This window comes from Paenibacillus sp. 2TAB26 (assembly GCF_052115145.1).
In the GTDB taxonomy this organism is placed as follows: Bacteria; Bacillota; Bacilli; order Paenibacillales; family Paenibacillaceae; genus Pristimantibacillus.
In genome coordinates, this window is the sequence record NZ_JBFRGC010000044.1 from 17,829 (window position 1) to 37,135 (window position 19,307).

17 protein-coding genes are annotated in these 19,307 nt (G+C 43.7%); 2 read left to right on the top strand and 15 right to left on the bottom strand.

Annotation, left to right across the window (positions count from 1 at the left end; genetic code table 11):
• Window positions 1–113 precede the first annotated feature (113 nt).
• From AB4Z50_RS33360 to rpiA, 9 genes are all read right to left on the bottom strand, one after another.
• Complete coding sequence (locus tag AB4Z50_RS33360; protein WP_441886255.1) at window positions 114–1,556, bottom strand: bifunctional 2-methylcitrate dehydratase/aconitate hydratase; 1,443 nt, start codon at window positions 1,554–1,556, stop codon at window positions 114–116.
• 23 nt (window positions 1,557–1,579) lie between these two features.
• A complete protein-coding gene (gene prpC / locus AB4Z50_RS33365) occupies window positions 1,580–2,701 on the bottom strand; it encodes a bifunctional 2-methylcitrate synthase/citrate synthase (RefSeq protein WP_441886258.1) in 1,122 nt (373 codons plus the stop codon).
• Window positions 2,691–3,590: a methylisocitrate lyase gene (gene prpB / locus AB4Z50_RS33370; protein WP_441886261.1), complete on the bottom strand. Its 900-nt coding sequence runs from the start codon at window positions 3,588–3,590 to the stop codon at window positions 2,691–2,693. Before prpB ends, prpC begins: the two co-directional genes overlap by 11 nt.
• Before the next feature lie 22 nt (window positions 3,591–3,612).
• Window positions 3,613–4,761 carry an acyl-CoA dehydrogenase family protein gene (locus tag AB4Z50_RS33375; RefSeq protein ID WP_441886264.1) on the bottom strand — a complete coding sequence of 383 codons (1,149 nt, stop codon included), beginning with the start codon at window positions 4,759–4,761 and terminating at the stop codon, window positions 3,613–3,615.
• A gap of 23 nt (window positions 4,762–4,784) precedes the next feature.
• The gene (locus AB4Z50_RS33380; protein WP_441886267.1) at window positions 4,785–5,648 is read right to left on the bottom strand and encodes a 3-hydroxybutyryl-CoA dehydrogenase; all 864 of its coding nucleotides are present in this window, start codon (window positions 5,646–5,648) and stop codon (window positions 4,785–4,787) included.
• Between the two features lie 16 nt (window positions 5,649–5,664).
• The gene (locus AB4Z50_RS33385) at window positions 5,665–6,837 is read right to left on the bottom strand and encodes an acetyl-CoA C-acetyltransferase (protein ID WP_441886270.1); all 1,173 of its coding nucleotides are present in this window, start codon (window positions 6,835–6,837) and stop codon (window positions 5,665–5,667) included.
• Window positions 6,838–6,850: 13 nt separating this feature from the next.
• Entirely contained in the window at window positions 6,851–7,990 is a 1,140-nt protein-coding gene (locus AB4Z50_RS33390) for an acyl-CoA dehydrogenase family protein (RefSeq protein ID WP_441886273.1), read from the bottom strand.
• Between the two features lie 203 nt (window positions 7,991–8,193).
• Window positions 8,194–9,765, bottom strand: coding sequence for an ABC-F family ATP-binding cassette domain-containing protein (locus AB4Z50_RS33395; protein ID WP_441886276.1), 1,572 nt, complete (start codon window positions 9,763–9,765; stop codon window positions 8,194–8,196).
• Between the two features lie 81 nt (window positions 9,766–9,846).
• On the bottom strand, window positions 9,847–10,509 hold the full coding sequence (rpiA, locus tag AB4Z50_RS33400; protein ID WP_441886279.1) for a ribose-5-phosphate isomerase RpiA: 663 nt from the start codon (window positions 10,507–10,509) through the stop codon (window positions 9,847–9,849).
• Between the two features lie 198 nt (window positions 10,510–10,707).
• Between rpiA and AB4Z50_RS33405 the strand changes: the two genes are divergently transcribed.
• Complete coding sequence (locus AB4Z50_RS33405) at window positions 10,708–10,998, top strand: hypothetical protein (protein WP_441886282.1); 291 nt, start codon at window positions 10,708–10,710, stop codon at window positions 10,996–10,998.
• Between the two features lie 123 nt (window positions 10,999–11,121).
• On the opposite strand, the gene AB4Z50_RS33410 is transcribed toward AB4Z50_RS33405, so the two are convergent.
• The 4 genes from AB4Z50_RS33410 to AB4Z50_RS33425 form a co-directional block, all read right to left on the bottom strand.
• A complete protein-coding gene (locus tag AB4Z50_RS33410) occupies window positions 11,122–12,762 on the bottom strand; it encodes a GGDEF domain-containing response regulator (protein WP_441886285.1) in 1,641 nt (546 codons plus the stop codon).
• An 18-nt stretch (window positions 12,763–12,780) separates the two neighbouring features.
• Window positions 12,781–15,621 carry an ATP-binding protein gene (locus tag AB4Z50_RS33415; protein WP_441886288.1) on the bottom strand — a complete coding sequence of 947 codons (2,841 nt, stop codon included), beginning with the start codon at window positions 15,619–15,621 and terminating at the stop codon, window positions 12,781–12,783.
• On the bottom strand, window positions 15,614–15,979 hold the full coding sequence (locus AB4Z50_RS33420) for a response regulator transcription factor (protein ID WP_076265936.1): 366 nt from the start codon (window positions 15,977–15,979) through the stop codon (window positions 15,614–15,616). Before AB4Z50_RS33420 ends, AB4Z50_RS33415 begins: the two co-directional genes overlap by 8 nt.
• Before the next feature lie 200 nt (window positions 15,980–16,179).
• A complete protein-coding gene (locus AB4Z50_RS33425; protein WP_054024760.1) occupies window positions 16,180–16,446 on the bottom strand; it encodes a CD3324 family protein in 267 nt (88 codons plus the stop codon).
• A 612-nt stretch (window positions 16,447–17,058) separates the two neighbouring features.
• On the opposite strand from AB4Z50_RS33425, the gene AB4Z50_RS33430 reads away from it, so the two are divergent.
• On the top strand, window positions 17,059–17,568 hold the full coding sequence (locus tag AB4Z50_RS33430; protein WP_441886293.1) for a C40 family peptidase: 510 nt from the start codon (window positions 17,059–17,061) through the stop codon (window positions 17,566–17,568).
• Window positions 17,569–17,632: 64 nt separating this feature from the next.
• Here AB4Z50_RS33430 and AB4Z50_RS33435 read toward each other — a convergent pair whose 3' ends face one another.
• Together AB4Z50_RS33435 and AB4Z50_RS33440 are read right to left on the bottom strand one after the other, a co-directional pair.
• Complete coding sequence (locus tag AB4Z50_RS33435) at window positions 17,633–18,412, bottom strand: Cof-type HAD-IIB family hydrolase (RefSeq protein WP_441886354.1); 780 nt, start codon at window positions 18,410–18,412, stop codon at window positions 17,633–17,635.
• Window positions 18,413–18,535: 123 nt separating this feature from the next.
• Window positions 18,536–19,267 (bottom strand): RNA polymerase sigma factor, encoded by a 732-nt coding sequence (locus AB4Z50_RS33440; RefSeq protein WP_441886296.1) that lies wholly within the window; start codon window positions 19,265–19,267, stop codon window positions 18,536–18,538.
• Between the last annotated feature and the right edge of the window lie 40 nt (window positions 19,268–19,307).

The following is a 19,307-nucleotide window of genomic DNA, read 5'->3' on the forward strand; positions in this document are numbered from 1 at the left end:
TTATTCGGCTTACTTATACAATATAACGAAATGGGGGTGCAGAAAGTTACAGAAAAGCTACAAAAAAAAATAGATTTTAAAAAGAAAAACCTGCGCTGTACGCAGGCATTCACCTAAATAACAAATAGTTCCATAAACTGCTGTACGGGCGTGTTCTCTAATACGTTTTGGTCTTGGCAAAGCTCTAATATCGCTTGTGTTTGCTTGGATGGAAACCTGCTCTTCAAACTGGCATCAAACTTCGCAAACAGAAGCGGTATGGCTTCCTGACGTCTGCGTCGATGACCTACTGGGTACGCAATCTCGATCTTCTCAGTGGATGTTCCGTCTTGGAAAAACACTTGAATGGCATTGGCAATCGAGCGTTTATTAGCGTCCAAATAATCATATGAGTAAGTAATATCTTCAGTCGAAATCATTTTCTTGCGAAGCTCATCGATACGACTGTCACTCGCATAATTATCCTCATAATGATCGGCAGTTAAATGTCCATGAATCAGACCAATCGCAACCATATATTGAATGCAATGGTCACGATCCGCAGGATTATGGAGCGGTCCTGTTTTGTCGATAATTCGTAGTGCGGACTTATGTGTAGAAATGATTATTTTATCAATTTCATGCCATCTGTCCTTCACACTCGGGTGCAGCAAGATAGCAGCCTCCACTGCTGTTTGGCCATGGAATTCAGCGGGGAAAGATATTTTAAACAATACATTTTCCATGACATAAGCTTCAAAATCCCGTTTAATGGACAAGGGATTCCCTTTAAACAGCACATCATAAAATCCCCATTCCGGTGTAGATAGTGCAGCGGGATAACCCATCTCTCCTTTTAGCGCCATCAATGAAAGCCTAAGCGCGCGAGCTGTGGCATCGCCGGCTGCCCATGACTTTCTCGAACCTGTATTTGGCGAATGACGATAAGTACGAAGCGGATGACCATCAATCCACGCATTGGATAAAGCATCAATAATTTCATCTGTCGTCCCGCCTAGCAGCGCAGTCACTACAGCAGTTGAGGCAACCTTCACGAGAATAACATGATCGAGCCCTACCCGGTTAAAGCTGTTTTCAAGTGCAAGAATGCCTTGAATTTCATGCGCCTTGATCATAGCCGTAAGCACATCTCTCATGACAAACGGCGGTTTGCCCTCGGCTATGTTTTTCCTGCTTTCATAGTCCGCAGCAGCTAGTATAGCTCCAAGATTATCTGATGGATGGCCCCACTCCGCTGCAAGCCAAGTATCATTGTAATCGAGCCAGCGGTTCATACATCCAATGTTAAATGCAGCAGTGATCGGATCAAGCTGAAACGAAGTTCCAGGAACACGAGCTCCATTCGGAACAAGAGTTCCCGGTATGGTCGGGCCTAGCAGCTTCGTGCACTCGGGATACCTAAGCGCTAACAACCCGCAGCCAAGCGTATCGATGAGACAATAGCGAGCGGTATTATAAGCTTCTTCGCTAGTTATCGTATAGTTTGCAGCATATTGTGCAATATCAACCAACACTTGATCCGGCTTTGGCCTCTCATTACTCATTAAAGTGGACATTCGTTTCGAATCCTCCTCCTCATTTAGGATCGTTGTTCGATAGGCAGCCAAGGCAGCAAATCACAGCCGATATATTCAGCATTAGGACGAATGATTCGATTGTTTGCACGTTGTTCAATGATATGGGAAGCCCAGCCGCTGGTACGAGAAATAACGAAGATCGGTGTAAAAAGTGAGGTTGGAATGCCCATAAATCGATAGGCTGACGCGCTGTAAAAATCCAAATTAGCAAATAGTTTTTTCTCTTTCAGCATTATTTTCTCTATAGACTCGGAAATTGAATAAATGATTGAATTCTCAGCCCCTGCAGAGAGTCTATTTGACCAGTATTTAATAATATCGGATCGTGGGTCAGATACAGAATAAACACGATGTCCAAAGCCCATAATTAATTTTTTGTCCTTCAGCATTTGCATAATTCCGATCTCGGCTTCGCGCACGCTGCCGAATTGTTCAATCAGCTCCATCGCGGCTTCGTTGGCACCGCCGTGAAGAGGTCCACGGAGTGTGCCGATGCCAGTCGTAATGGCGGAATACATATCTGATAAAGTAGATGCAGTAACACGTGCTGCAAATGTAGAAGCGTTGAATTCATGCTCCGCATACAGTACAAGTGAAACGTCAAAAGCTTTCTCATGAAGCTCGTTCGGGCGTTGATCATGAAGCAGCTGCAGAAAATGTCCAGCAACACTTTGTTGATCTGTCTCTGTATCAATCCTTCTCCCACTCTTCTGATAATGATACCAATATAATAAAATAGAGGCGCTGCAGGCTATTAATCTATCAGCGATGTGGGAAGCGTCACGCTCCTCATTTTCTGGTTCGAACGCAGCTAACGCCGAAACCCCCGTACGAAGCACATCCATTGGATGTGTGCTGCTCGGCAGCTGCTCCAATATGTTCAATACACCTGCTGGCAGTTGTCTAAGTGACGCAAGCTTCTTCGTGTAATCTTTTAACTGGACATCGTTTGGCAGTGCTCCATATAACAATAAAAAAGCAGTTTCTTCAAAGCTGCCATGAAGGGCGAGATCATCAATCGAATAACCTCGATAGGTTAAGCCCTTTCCTGCTTTTCCGACTGTCGAAATCGAAGTCTGTCCCGCTATAACGTCGGCGAGACCGCCTTTTTTTTTAGTTGTCATGACGGTTCTCCTCCTCTTTGACTCCATAAAGCTGATCCAGCTTCTCTTCGTAGCTCAAATAATCGAGGAAATCATAAAGCTCTGCTCTAGTTTGCATAACATTTATGACATTTTTCTGTGTTCCTTCTTGTTTTATCGTTTCATAGACATGAAGAGCTGCTGCTGACATTGCGCGAAAGGCGGATAACGGATAAAGAGCTAAGCTGACACCTGCATGCTCAAGCTCATTTATCGTATACAGCGGAGTTTGCCCGAACTCCGTAATGTTTGCGAGTATAGGAACCTTCACCGCATCAGCAAAGGCTTGATAATCCTCAAGTTTTGTTATTGCCTCAGGGAAAATCATATCTGCTCCGGCCTCCACACATGCGCATGCCCGTTCAATCGCTGCTTCTAACCCTTCTACCGCAAGCGCATCCGTGCGAGCCATAATGACAAACTGATCATCTTCTCTTGCGTCTGCAGCTGCTTTAATCCGATCAATCATTTCCTCCTTGCTTACGATTGCTTTGTTAGGGCGATGCCCGCAGCGTTTAGCCAGGATTTGATCTTCAATATGAACGCCGGCGGCTCCCGCACGGTTCATCAGCTTAATCGTTCGCGCAATTTGGAAAGCTCCTCCAAAGCCCGTATCCACATCTACGAGCAGCGGCAGCTCTGTAACACTCGTTATTCTTCTTACATCCTCAAGACAATCCTGCAGCGTTGTAATCCCAAGATCAGGCAGACCGAACGACGCATTAGCAACACCTGCACCAGATAAATACAAAGCGCGAAACCCTGCTCTTTCCGCCATTATTGCCGAAAAGGCATTAATAGCGCCTGCGATCTGCAAAGGCTTCTCGACTTGAAGCGCCTCGCGAAATCGCGCTCCGGGAGTATGACCCATCTCGCCACCGCCTTTTTAGAAATCATAATGATTTGAGTATTTTGCCGCTAATTACGATTCGGTGAATTTCGTTTGTTCCCTCGTAAATTTGAGTGGCTTTCGCATCTCGGAACAGTCGTTCTATCGTTGATCCTTGCAGACAGCTGTCTGATCCGAGCATTTGCATAACCTGGCTAGTCACTGCAACTGCTGTATCAGATGCGAACATTTTGGCCATGGATGCTTCCTTCGTACAAGGCAAACCTTCTTGATGCAAATACGCCGCGCGATAAACGAGCAATCTCGCTGCCTCTACTTTAGCTATTATGCCAGCGAGTTTAACTTGCTGATGCATTGCCTTCTGATCTGGCTTTATCAACATTGCAGCCTTCGGTTGGAAGCGGTCATTTAGAATATTTAGTGCAGCTTGCGCAATTCCAAGCGCTTGGGCGCTGATTCCGATACGTCCGCCATCAAGGGAGCCTTTGGCTATGGAAAAGCCTTTGCCTTCTTCGCCAAGTCTATGGGAAACGGGTATCCTTAATTGATCAAATATAAGCTCACAAGTATTCGATCCGTGCAAACCTAATTTTTTTTCTTTTCTTCCGATCGTTAGCCCTTTTGTTTCACTTTCAATAATAAAAGCGGTAATGCCGTATGCCCCTTTGCTTGCATCAGTCACTGCAAATGCAACATAAACATTGGCAGCGCCGGCATTCGTGATAAATACCTTTGATCCGTTCAAAACATAATATTCACCGTCTAATACTGCTGTTGTTCTTATAGAGGAAGCGTCCGAACCCGCGTGAGGCTCTGTTAACGCGAAAGCGCCTAACCGCTCACCCGAAGCAAGCTTGGGAACATAGCTTGATATTTGAGCTTGCGTACCATAATGCAGGATCGGCAAAGTGCAAACCGAAGTATGAACGGATAAGATGACGCCAAGCGCTGCGCTTATCTTTGATATTTCGTTAACCGCAGCAATATAGGAAATGAAATCGCAGCCTGCTCCTCCCCATTGCTTAGGAATTGGAATGCCCATAAAGCCTGCTTGTGATAGTTTTTCAATGAGAAGGCTGGGAAATTGATCATGTTGCTCCATGAGTGGCACAGCGCTGGCTACTTCTGTCTCTGCAAAACGTCGTACCGCTTGTTGCAGCTCTAACTGTTCCTTTGAAAGTCGGAGTTCCATTTCCCGTCTCCCTTCGGATGTACCTATCCCTTCTCATTTGAGTACACATAAAAGCCGCGTCCGGCTTTCCTGCCTAGCCAGCCAGCCTGCACATATTTGCGCAGCAGCGGGCATGGTCTATACTTTGAATCGCCGAATCCAGCCTGCAGTGTCTCCATGATTGCTAAGCAAGTATCGAGCCCAATAAAGTCGGCAAGCGTAAGCGGACCCATCGGATGGTTCATGCCAAGCCTCATCACTTGGTCTACAGCTTCTGGCTCAGCGACCCCCTCATACACCGTGTAAATCGCTTCATTTATCATAGGCATCAGAATTCGATTGGRGACAAAGCCTGGGAAATCTTGAACCTCAATCGGCGTTTTCTTGATTGTGAGCGTCAATGCTTTTATTTTTTCAAATGTATCGCTCGAAGTCTCAAGCCCTTTAATAATTTCGACTAATGGCATAATAGGTACGGGGTTCATGAAATGCATGCCGATTACACGCGAAGCTCTTTTTGTTGCTGAAGCTATTTCTGTAATCGATAACGAGGATGTATTGGTAGCCAAAATGGCATTTGGTTGACAAATTTGATCAAGCTTTTCAAAAAGCGCTTTTTTCATCGTCATATTCTCAGGCGCAGCTTCAATCATTAGATCAGAGCGATTGGAGCACATTAAGTCTGTCGAAGTTATGATGGATTTTATGGTCTGAGTTCGATCAGCCTCGCTAATATTTCCTTTGGCGGCAAGTCGAGTCAGAGAAGTGTTAATTGTGGCAATCCCCCTTGCCACGGCAGCTTGCTCAATATCGTAAAGGGTTACCTGAAATCCATTTTGCGCTAACGTCTGTGCAATTCCGCTGCCCATTTGTCCAGCTCCAATTACGGTAACGTTTTGGATAATCATGAGCACCCCCTTTGCCTTAGCACTCCACCTGAATGAGCATGGCATCACCCTGGGCTCCGCCGCTGCAGATGGCAGCAATGCCTAAACCGCCGCCGCGGCGCTTCAATTCATAAATTAAAGTGAGTAAAATTCTTGCGCCGCTTGCACCGATTGGATGTCCAAGCGCGATCGCACCGCCATTCACGTTGACCTTCTCCTCATCCCAGCCTACTATTTTCCCGCAGCTTAGGATGACGGAGGCAAATGCTTCGTTCACTTCAAATAAATCAATGTTTTTTAAAGGAATGCCCGTTTTTCGCAATAGCTTTTGGATTGCAAGCGCTGGAGCAGCAGCTAAATTAGGAGCACTTGCACCAATGGTGCTATGTCCGATAATTTTGGCAAGCGGCTTGTGTCCGCCTCGTCTCGCTTCTTCCTCCGACATGAGGAGCATAGCGGCGGCGCCGTCATTCACACTCGGAGCATTCCCAGCCGTAATCGTACCGCTCGGACCATGAATCGGTTTTAGCAGCGCAAGCTTCGACAAATCCGTGTTAAAACGTGGTCCTTCGTCGATGGCCAAGATAGCGTTTGCAGAAGTGTAGTAAGGCTGAACTTCATCCTCAAATAATCGCAGATTTGCAGCTGAGCTCGCACGGTCATGACTCCTTAATGCCCATTCATCTTGTTCCGTTCGACTAATATGATGATCTGTTGCAATTTTGTTGCCATAAACAGCCATCAGGACATCTTCGAAAGGACAAAGTAGACCATCGTGAATCAATAAATCCGTAAGTTCGGCATTTCCCAGCTTGTTTCCCCATCTAGCTGTTCGAACAGCAAATGGCGCCTGACTCATGCTCTCCATTCCGCCAGCAAAAATTATGTTTGCATCTCCAGCACGTATGACCTGATCTGCCATAGAGATGGCTCGCAAGCCCGAAGCACAAACCTTGTTAATCGTTTCCGCTGGAACGCTCCAATCGATCCCTGCAAGAATGGCAGCTTGTCGCGCTGGATTTTGGCCGCAGCCTGCTTGAAGCACCATTCCCATCATGACGGCATCAGCTTGACTTGCGTGTATGCCCGTTTGCTGCATGGCTCCTTTAATGACGGCAGCGCCCAGCTCAACTGCTTTCTCATTTTTGAACATGCCGCCGAGCTTTCCGAATGCTGTTCGTTTCCCTCCTATAATAACGGTCTGGCGCATGGTGATATACCTCCTACTCCTTCAGCATCCGATGGATGCAATCCACTTCCATCCCGCCTGTTCCAAGCCCCGTTTCCACACATTTTGCATCCCTTAAAAACCGTTCCATCCGATATTCTTGCATATAGCCATAACCGCCAAATATTTGTACAGCCTCAATCGCAACGGCAACAGCCATTTCTGCCGCGAACTTACGTGCGATGGCGGCTTCCTTTGTAAAGCTTAAGCCTTCATCCTTGCGCCACGCCGCTTGATAAGCGAGAAGCCTGGCTGCTTCCAGCTGAGTTGCCATATCTGCAAGCTTGAAAGAGATGCCTTGCTGCTTTCCAATTAAATGACCGAATTGCTTGCGTTCCTTGGCATAGGCAGCTGCTGCTTCAAAAGCTCCTTGGGCAATGCCAATGGATTGCGCAGCTGCACTCAAATGCCCGATATCGATGGAATTCAAAATGATTTCAAATCCTTGACCATCTTTTCCGATTTTGTTTGTCTCAGATAACTTACATTTATCCAGATTCACATTTGAAATGTGGAAAGAACGCAATCCCATCGTTCGTACTCGCTGCCCAATTTGCCATCCAGCTGTACTCGTTTCTATTAAAAAAGCTGTACTTGGCGATTTTTTTCGTTTTAACTCCGTCTTTGCAATAACAATGCAATAATCCGCAATATCTCCATGAATGACACATGTATGCTCGCCACATAGCTCCCAGTAATTTCCTCGTCGACGTGCTGAAATGCTGCTGCTCAATCCCTCGTTCCCCACTACTGTCGATGGTAGAGCGCATCCACCTAGTTTTACACCTTTTGYGAGGTCCTTAAGATACAAAGCTTTTAAAGCGTCGCCGCCAAAAGTGAAGATCGGCATAGCAGCATAAACCGTATGGGCGGCAAGCTGAGCAGCTGTAGAAGCGCAGACACGAGCCAGTTCTTCTATTACAATAATGAAAGTCATCCAATCGCTGCCGGCACCGCCATTTAAGTCATCAATAGGTATGCCTGTTATGCCTAGCTTAGCCAGTTGGTCAAATAACGATCGATCATACTGCTCCTTCTCATCACGTTCGACTGCTCTAGTTGCAACCTCGCTTTCTGCAAATTCCCTTAACACTGCGCGAGTCATTTCCAGCTCATCGGATATAGAAAATTGCATCTCACTCCACTCCTTCTTATAAGAGGCATGGTTAGTGGACAATGTTCGACGGTATCCGCACGTATCGTAGTATATGAAGACAGACCGCTGAAAAATGACTTCGATCTCTCGCCTTATATGCAGCTTATCTTTAACATTTGAGCTCGGATAAACAAAAAAAAGCCAACCCCATTAGGTTGGCTTATACTATGTTTTGCTGTGAGCTATACACTTTGTTGAGTAATTACTCCACCCGGTTCGAAGGTCAGCAGCTTTGTAGCTATTTTATCAATGAAGAAACGATCATGGCTTACGGTGAGTACTGCTCCAGGGAAATGAATTAACGCCTGCTCCATCACCTGTATGCTGGTCAAATCCAGATGATTGGTAGGCTCATCCAATATGATGAGTTCGGCGCCGGACAGTAAACATTTTGCGAGTGCCACACGTGCCTGTTGACCGCCGGATAAACTTCCGATCACTTTTTGAAGGTCTGCTTCCGAGAACTGCAGCATAGAAAGAAATTTATTCACTTTCTTGCGAGGGGCATTAAGGCCAAGGCCATAGATGTTCACTGCATGGCTTACCGTATCCTTCTGATCGAGCTCGTCCCACATGCGATTGAAATAGGCGTAGCTTACGCCTTTGCTAAACTGCACGGCACCTGAATCAGCCGGTTCTTGTCCTGTTAGCACTTTAATTAAAGTGGATTTTCCGCTGCCATTTGAACCGATAATAGCAATCCGATCTTCCTTTTGGATATCAAAGCTGACATCTTGAAAGATAACACGCTCAGCATAGTTTTTGCTTATTGCATCGACAGTGCATAAGTTGTCTGGAAAACGCAAATTTTCATAAATATCAGTAATCAGAACGTTTACAGGATGCGGTTCTACTCTTTTCTTCATATCAGCCAGCTTCCGCGACAGACGATCTTTGGAAGACTTCCTGCTCGAACGGTTGTCGATTTCTTCGGCTTCCATAAGCAGAAGCTCCTCTTCCCATTCGAACTGCCGATCAAGTTCTTTCTTGCGCAGCTTCTTCTTCCGAATATAATCGGTATAATTGCCTTCGTATTCTTGAAAATGATAATTTTCAATCTCAATGGTACGAGTCACTACCCGGTCAATAAACTGCCGATCATGAGATACCAAAATCATTGTGCCGCTAAAGCGATTTAACCATTGCTCCAGCCAAGCCAGCCCGTCGAGGTCTAGAAAGTTCGTCGGCTCGTCCAGCAGTACGACGTCTGGCAGCTCAATTAACATTTTGGCTAGTGCGGCGCGGTTGCGCCAGCCGCCTGACAATTGATCGATAGGCTGTTGACGCGATTGCTCATCAAATCCAAGCTTAGTGAGTACGGTATCGATCTCTACAGCAGCATTCCAGCCATTATGATGCTCCATCTGCTCGAAGAGATCTGCTTGACGATTCAGCAGCTGATCCATTTCATCAGCATCAACGGTAATACCAAGCTTTTCTCCGATTTCCCCAAGCTCGCGTTCGATGCTCCAAATATGCTCATAACAAAGCTCCAGCTCTTGTTTGACGGAACGATTGCCGCTAAGCTCTGAGAACTGTGAGAAGTAGCTCACCTTAACCTTCGGATCAACCTCTACCTTCCCTGCTGTAGGCTCTTCTCTGCCTAAAATAAGTTTAAATACGGTCGATTTTCCTGCGCCGTTACGGCCTATAAGACCGATTCGTTCCCCTTTGCTTATACGAAAATAAATATCTCGAAAAATAAGTGTATCTTCATACTTTTTCGTTACGTTCTCCAACCGAATGACGCTCATGTCGCTCACCTCTGTATATGGTTGTAAACCACTTTCGGGTGATGTGTCAAGCTAAGTGCAGCATACATCTATTAGACAGCTTTACAACAGCTTCACTGTACCATTGGTATAACCTACGATGACCTTAGTTGCCATACCGATAAACAATCCGTTATCGACGACACCAGGGATGAGATTTAATGTATGTTCCAGCTGTTCTGCTTGCGAAATGGTACCAAACTGACAATCTACAATAAAGTTGCCATTATCCGTTACAAACATTTGATTTTCTTTCGTTCTCACTGTCGTCTCAGCGCCGAGATTACGCAGTTTTCTTATTGTCATTTCGTAACCAAAAGGAACGATTTCTACCGGGAGCGGGAAACGTCCCAATTGCGCGACATGCTTGCTTTCATCTACGATGATAATTAGCTGCTTACTGGCGGCAGCTACGATTTTCTCTCGGAGCAGCGCGCCTCCTCCGCCTTTGATTAAGTTCCATTCGTTATTTACTTCATCTGCGCCGTCAATTGTCACATCAATTTGCTCAATCTCTGCGAATGGAAGCATCGTTATGTCAAGCTCTATCGCAAGCTCTTCAGAAGCTCTCGACGTAGCAATCGCCTTAATCGATAGGCCCTCCTTTACTTTTTGGCCGATTTTTTGAATCGCCCAATAAGCGGTTGATCCTGTTCCTAATCCCACGACCATTCCGTCCTTAAGAAACTCGACAGCTTTTTCGGCGGCTAATTTTTTTGAGTCCATTTATACAGCTCCTTCACTCAATCAATCGTATTTTGTAAAAAAATATTGTACTCACTATATTAATGGAGAGTCATCTCAAATGAACGCTATTTATGTCGTTAATTATTAATTTTCACATGCATCAACCGACAAACATCACATCACGAATCTGGTAGACTAGCAATTAGGTTGTCCCACCACAGAATAGGAGCGCTGATTATGCACACAATTTCGAATGAACAATTTACGAATGAAACGATTGCTTTTGACGGATTTAGCTTTATCGGGTGTACCTTTTCGAACTGCGTCATCATTATCACTACGCTGGACTTTAATTTTGAACGATGCTCTTTTTATGATTCTTCCCTGCACGTCAACCCGAAACTTCCCATATTCGCGATCTCTCACAAGCTTTCACAGTCTACTTATGATTCAGACACGAACTGTTATCAGAACGATTATAAGTATCCCCAAACCGTTGTAGAATTACCGGAAGCCGTACATCGCTGATTCGGTTTAATTTTTCTAAACATACTATTCCCTAATAGGGAATGCAAGTCTGTAATCATAGGATGCCCTATAAAAAAAATCGCGCTTCTTATCGAAGTGCGATTTTTTGTGCTATTCCTTAATCTAGTTAACGATTCGACTAGCCAATCGTTCGATTCGCAGCACAAGCTCCTGCATATGAAATGGCTTTACGACGTAATCATCTGCACCAATTTGAAGTGCATTGACGATATCAGAAGTATTATTGCGAGCGGTCAGCATGACGATCAACAGCTGTTGTTCAGGATAATTGAGGCGCAGCTCCTTTAATACCTCTAATCCGTCCAAATCAGGCATAGAGCCATCGAGCAGGATAATAAACTTTTCACTCTCTTTGTACCAGTTGGAGGATAAGAACGTTCTACCGTCTGCATAACCTTCTGCTTTTACCTTCGTATGATTCGTAGGTTTCCAGTTAAAAAATCGATTAATGATAATCTCTCGGATTAATGGATCATCATCAACGACAATGATGTTTAATATCGATTCGTTTTTGGAATGGTTTAATGCCTTGGAATAAACTACCGTTTGGTTTCTTCCTCCGCGTTTCCCACTGTATAAAGCTTGATCCGCTTCATCTACCAGGGTAGCAGAATGGCTATTATGTTCCGTTATTTCTGTGATTCCTGATGAAAATGTGACTTGAAAGTTAGAATCACTCGTTTGAAATTTAATAGCATTAAATTTAGAACGCAGACGCTCCATAAGGTAAGCGGCTTGAACTGCATCCGTATTCGGTAAAATAAGAGCAAATTCTTCCCCGCCATATCGGCATAAAATGTCTCTTGGCCTGATTGCATGTTGTGTAGTTGCCACAAAGGCTTGAAGCACCTCATCCCCTTGAAGATGACCATAGGTATCATTTACAAGTTTGAAGTAATCTAAATCAATCATAACGAGTGAGAAAATATCGTTTGAGCGCTTAAAGCTGTCGAGATGCTGCCGCATCATTTGATTGAAATGCTTGCGATTGTAAGCGCCTGTTAACTCATCAATAATGATCGAGCGTTCCCAGTCCATCTTCATCGCAAATCGATTGTCGATGAGAGCCTTAAGCAGCTCAACATCAAACGGCTTGGCAAGAAAGTCCATCGCACCGGATCGATAGGCGTTAACTTGATTTTCGACGGATACATTCCCGCTGACCATAATAATCGGAATATGCTGCTGCTTCGCCTTATCAACGATTTGATTAAGAACATACATGCCGCTTCGATCGGGCAACACGATATCAAGAAGGATGAGATTAGGCTTCCATTCGTAGAACAGTTTTAAACCGCGCTCCGCATTCAGAGCAATGCTTACTGGATAATCATTTTTCTCTAAAACTTCTTTGACATAGGTTACAAATTCAACATCATCATCAATGACAAGTACACGATTGTGATGCTTTGAATGATCATCAAGGGAATCGGCCTGACCCTCATTTGCATTGTCGAGTCCGTCTAGCAGCTGCAGTACTTGAGGAAACATGGCCGTTAGTGGCAGCAAATGCTCTGACCACTCCTCGCGTATGTACGTTTTTTTGCTTTTTTCAGAAAAAAATTGTTCTTTGGATTCCGAAAACTTTTCAACCTCACGCAGCCCAATCGTACCGCTTGTCCCTTTAAGATTATGGAAAAATCGATGAATATCTTGTTCCTCAACTGCTGTTTGATTGGACCAATCATCGATCGTCTGTGTAATTCGCTGTTGAATCAGTTGTTTATATTTTTCCGTCTTCATGAAAATGGGCTCCCCCAATTATCGCAGCAAACGAGAGATTGCTGCACTTAGTCTGCCAGGTAAATAGGGTTTCACAAGGAATTCATTAATTCCCCATTGTGCAGCTTTTTCTTTCTCTTCGAAGGCGCTCGAAATGATGATTGGCGTATTTAGCAATACATCGGATTTCTTGATTTTGCTAATAATATCCCAGCCGGTAATTCCTGATTCCAGCATCAGATCGATGACCACGATATCCGGTTTAAGCTGTTCAATTGCATTAATAGCCAATCCACCTTCTGTGAACAGGTGAACATGAAATCCACTAGACCTCAATTCATCACGGAGTAAAGTTGACAAATTAAGGTCGTTTTCAATCAGCATCACTTGAATGGACGTCTCAGAAGAAGTATTTTCCTTCAACTCATCGTTTTGTATTCGTTCTTGCTGCTTAGCCAGTGGAAGCGTCACGATAAAGGTACTTCCATGTCCGAACTCGGAAAAAACTTCTATTTTGCCATCATGTCTTGTAACAATCTCTTTTACGATTGCCAAGCCTAAGCCAGTCCCGCCAATTTCTCTTCGATCTGAATTATCGACACGATAAAACTTGTTGAAGAGATTAGGCAGTGCATCCTTTGGTATGCCAAGTCCCTCATCTTCTAAGCGAATGACGATCATATCTTTGTTAATGCTGCTAAACAAAGTGATTTGTCCGCCATTTGGCGAGTATTTAATTGCGTTGCTCAATAAATTAATGAATACCTGAAGCATTTTATCTTTATCTGCAATTACAATTGCTTCTTGTGCATCATTTTTCCACGTTATTTGATGGATACTAGCAGACATTTGCTGCATGTCGATGGCTTCTTTAATTAATGGCGTTAACGATGTGCTTTTCATTTCATAGGTTTGTTTACCTGATTCCATTCGTTGCAAATCTAAAAAGTCATTAATTAACGTCGTTAATCTTCTTGCTTCTTGATAAATCGTCGATACATATTTCCGCTGGCGCTCCGGCTTCAGTTCCCGGTGAAGCAGCAGCTCTGCGAATCCAAGCACACTTGCAAGCGGCGTCCGCAGCTCATGACTAACTGTACTTACAAACTCAGATTTCATCCGGTCAACCTCGTACTCTTTCGTGATGTCACGGTGAACGAGCAATAACCCGAATTGTTGACCATTGCGGTACAAGGGCTCGCAATAAATTTGAATGAATTTTCTTTCTGGTTCTGTAATTTCATAGTTCATGCTGCGCAAGCCATTATAATGTCCATTTGAGATAAGCCCAGTCATAAATTGAATTAACGGTTCAGATTCAACAACAGAGGATTGGACAAAACCTTTGAATTGCTCAAAAGGCATATTGATTGTCCCTTTTTCATGATTGAAAAATCCGAATATCTCAGCCATTTTGTGATTAATTTGAAGCGTGCTGCCATCTAGATCAAGCAATTGGATGCCTTCTTGAATGGTGTTCAGTATATCTCCAGTCATCAAGCGCTGCTTCTCCGACAGCTCGTACAAATGCAGTTTATCGAAGGCTAATGATACTTGTGTCATCATGCCAACGATCTCTTCTTCCTCTTGCTTCGTAATCGTACGATTGACCTTCGTAATAACTAGGCAGGCAACCATTTCTTCTGATGCATTCAAAATGGGCAAGATTAAATCGGTAGCTTTCATAGCAGAATCGTGATATCCCTGTTCACCAAGTGAACATTCACGAATCATACTGTATGCTTGTTTGGTCTGTGAGGCACGTAATACGATGCCATCTTCCATTTGCTCAATAAACTGTTTGGCTGAAGCATTGGAAATCCCTACAGATGCGCAATCATGCTCTCTATTCATCATCACAATTAAGCCTTTATCGGAATCGGTGATAGCGACAATATTAGAAATGATGCTTTGCAGCAGCTCTTGTTTATCGAGGGTATTAGAGAGGGATTGTACAAGCTGGTTGCGCTTCTCCAAATATTTCTCATTTTGCTCCATTACGCCTACGGCGATCTGCAGTTCCTCTTGCTGCGCCTGCAGCTCATCCTGCTGCGCAATAAGTTCTTCGTTTTGAGCGAGAAGCTCCTCTTCTTTACTTTGGATTTGCGTCATCATTTTCTTAAAGGTTCGTGCCAGCTCTCCAAGCTCATCTTCTCTTGTGAGATCCTCCGGCTCCGAATATTCACCATTCGCAAACTCACGAGCGTGGTTCGTCAATCTCATGAGCGGCACGCCAATATCTCTAGCCACTTTTCTCGTAATAAATGAAGCTATAATTAAGATAATAATGATGTAGCCTATTAATATAACGGCTTGGAGCGTTAGGCTGCGAAATAATTCATCGTTTTTTTGTTCAGCAAGCAGCTGTACTTGTTTCTCAAAATCACGTGAATAGCTAATTAGTTTATTCACAGGGTTATCCTCACCTGCGGATACAAGGACGCGAAGCGCTTCATAATTTTGAGCTTTTGAATATTCAATCGCTTTCGGCAAAATGTTTTCAAAGTAATCGACGAAAAAGGACTCAATATTGTTCATCACTTCTTGTTCCGTTGCATTAATCGGATAGGTTTTGATTTTTGCTAGAGATTGATCGAGCAGCTTCTTCTCCGAAAAAATCTGCTTATATTCGAAATCTGTTAAATAGACATAGTAACCGCGCGCTCTCAAAATAATATCATTGGAATGATCGGCAATTTGCGCGACAAGCTCTTGCTTCTCTCTCATTTGAACCGTTTCGGACTCATAATTTTTTAATATCATAACCGAGATTGTCAGCACGGCAACAGCCCCAATAAGAATAAGCGATAAAGCAAGTACCATCATCGCTACGAACTGTCGTGTAATTCTTTTCTTATAGAAGAGACGCAGCTTACCCACGTAACATCTCCTCTACCTTATCGATTAGCTCAAGCGGACTGAAGGGCTTAGACATAAAGCCATCGGCGCCAGCGAGCAGCACTTTCTCTTGTTCGGCTTGCTGGCTCTTCGCTGACAGCATAAGAATGCATGAATGCTTGCGATCCTCCAGCAGCCTTGTTTTCTCTATGACTTCAATACCTGTCATCTTAGGCATCATGTAGTCTAGAATAATTAAATCAAAGTTAGTGTCCACAATTTTTTGTAACGCTTCTTCCCCATCAGCCGCTTCTTCGAGCGCATAACCTTCATCTTCGAGCGTATCCATAATAAGCATGCGCAGAACCGGCTCATCTTCTGCAATTAATAATGTTTTCATTTTCTTAATCCTCCACTGCCATTTGTTCTAGTGTTCATTCGACATCTATCGCCAAAAATACATCCATTAACATTTCGACGTTCGACAAAAAATCCCTCTTAAAGGTTTGTCTTAGTTGTGTCAATCCTACTTTTTACTCAATAATGACAACAAAAAAAGCAGATGCTCGCGGCAATCTGCTTTTTTTCAATATTTTTTCATTATCGTGATTTAACAATGATCTTACGAATGCTTTCGCACGATAAATGATATTTCCGCTCTAGATCAGCAACAGTCCAACCATTCGAATAATACAGGTAAATTTCTTTGTTTCGTTCGGCAAGCAGTTTCCGTGTGCCGCTTACCTCACCCCAATGCGCACGTTTCTCCGCAAGCTTAGGCACATAGATCAAATCACCTTGAATGTATTTTTGCAGCTCTTGCAATAGACTAGGGGGAAGCACGTCTCTCCCATTTTTGTAGTTCACAATAAATGTCCTCCTCGAACAAGCTAATCTTTTTAGAATTGTTTGCAGCAGTAGTGTTAATCAACATTTTTTGCTTCCTCCTTTCGATTTTTGGTAACGCTGAGTTTTTGTTGCAAGCAATAAAAGCCATGGATGTTATTCCCTCCACTTGAACTTCTTTCTTGTTGCACTTTCTTATTATATTGTAAGCATTTTCAGATGACAAGAAATGTTTAACAATAATTCCATTAATATTGGTTAGAACATTTTTAAAAGTAAAAAGGAGACCTTGCGGTCTCCTTCTAATGAGCGATCTCCGTTAAACGGAGATCACCTCCAAGTTGTTAATCAAATCGATCAGCTCCTTTCCTCAAGATTCGTCGGCCCGACTTCATCAGTATATATCCTGTATCCAGCTTGGCGATAGAGTAAAAACACTTATAAATGAACTTTACCAAATGGACAGCTGTCAAGTGAGAAAAAGTGAGTATTTTATCATCACTTTTTAATAAAGTTGTTTTTATTCAGCAGCAGCAAGGGTTTGCTTCCTCATAGGTAATTAGTGGGCATTTAATGTATGTTATGGTATTTCTAGCACATCACACAGACTACCTAATTTCAAGGAGGAACATCATGAATAACACAAAGAACAAAAAGATTAGTAGACTTATCGCAGGTGTTGGAATCAGCTTATCTATTGCCATTGCCAGCGTGCCTGTCATAGCGCCTCAAGAAGCAAACGCAGCAACGGTATCAAGTACGTCCAAAGCAAACAGCGTCACTGCAACTGGAAAAAAATATTTGGGCGTGCCTTATAAATTTGGTGCAAAATCAGGTATTACTAGCGCGTTTGACTGCTCGTCTTTCACGCAGTACGTATTTAAGAAAAATGGCATTAGCTTGCCAAGATCTTCTAAGCAGCAATCGAAATCCGGCACTTATGTTTCGAAAAGCAATCTTAAACCAGGCGATCTTGTTTTCTCTGACACGAATCGTGATGGCATCATCAATCACGTAAGCATATATATCGGTAATGATAAACTCCTTCACACTTACAGAGTAGGTGTAGGCGTAACCATTTCCAAATTCAAAGGCAGCACATGGGACAAGCGTTATGTAACTGCTAGACGCGTAATTAAATAGTACGATAATAGGCAGATCTCTATTAAAGAGATCTGCCTTTATTATTCCGTGAGGCGTGCCTGCCCTAATCTTTTAATAAACCAAGCATGCGCAGGCCATACATAATGCCGTCCTCTGTTACATCCTTCGTTACATACCGTGCGGCTTGCTTCACTTCATCGGGTGCATTGCCCATCGCAACGCTGTGATAGACATATTGCATCATTTCCAGATCGTTTAAACCGTCGCCAAATGCATAAATATTTTCACGGTCGAAACCGGATCGTTCAACAAGAGCATGAATTCCTTTTGCCTTTGAGCCACCAGGCGGTAAAATGTCACTGCCAAACAAATGCCAACGAATGAAGCCGAGCTCAGAAAAATTTTCCTTGTAGCAGCCCTCATCCTCTTGCTTGCAATAAAGCAGGCACTGATAAATATCTTTTCCTACATAATAATCAGGTTCCATAGGCGGCAGCTTCTTTTTTAGCGGTTCGTGGGCATCCTCTAAATAAGCGGTTTCATGTGTACTGGAGCGCATACCTTCCGGTGTCATATAGACTAAAGGATGATTATTATTTAGAGTAATTTGCGTAAGCTCTGCAAGTCGGTCAGGATTAATCGAATGGCTGTACACAACTTCTCCATTGTACACCACGTAAGAGCCATTAAAGCTAACATAGGATTCTATGTTTAATTGTTCGCTAATGGGCTTCAGCATAAAGGGCCCTCTTCCCGTCGCAATAACGAGTTCATGGCCAGCTGCTTTCAATTGCTCAATCGCTTGGTGCGTAGATGGCGGTATTTTCTTCTCGTGATCAACCAAGGTACCGTCAATGTCAAAAAAAATAAGCTTGCGAGTCATCATTGTTTGCCTCAATCCTTCATATTCTATTCCTCTATTATAGCTTATTTCATAAAATTCTGCGTGGAGCTGCATACAGCAAATAAACCGACGCCTGCTGGCATCGGTTTTTTTCTTTATTGCTTATGCAGCCATTTGCACATTCACTGGGTTAGCAGCAAACACATGTGCTCCGCTTCTTGAGGCTTTGCGCTTATTGTTCTGTGCGATACCTACTAGGATTGGCGCTTCAGAAATATCTCGTTGTGCAAGCTCAACTAAAAGAGCTACATCCCCCGTCTGATAAGCAACCGCCATCGCTCTTAAGAAGCTTCGCAAATACTCATCATCAGGTAGTATAACAGCCTCTGCCTTCAGTTCCCGCTTGACTGCTTGCAAGGCTTCACGCGCGCGGTAATGGGCAGCCTTGATTGCACCAGGCGTCGTATTTAGCCGCTCGGCAGTTTCTTCGATTGAAAAATGAAGCACATCGCGCAAAAGAAACACAGTTCGTTGTAAAGGTGACAGATGTTGCAAGAGCGCGTACATCGCTTCTTCATGGTCAAGACTGCTTGAATAAGCTGCTATATCCAATGGCTTCGCTTGCTGGATGAGAAGTTGATATTGATTTTTTCTTCTTCGCTGGTCAATCCATGTATTTTTGGCGATGCGCAGCAACAAAGCTTCCGGATTATTGTGATTTGAATCAACAGCTGCCCGCAGCCCTTTTAGCCATGTATCCTGCACTAAATCCTCTGCATCCCATTTTGATTTTGTTAAAAACAAACAATATCGCTCAAGTGTTTTTTGAAGCTGATCAAGGTCAGCCTCTGTGCTTTTTACTACTGTATGGGGTAAAGATTTCAGTTCATTCATCATTATACCTCCTCGGCATTTACCTCTCTTCATCTTCTCA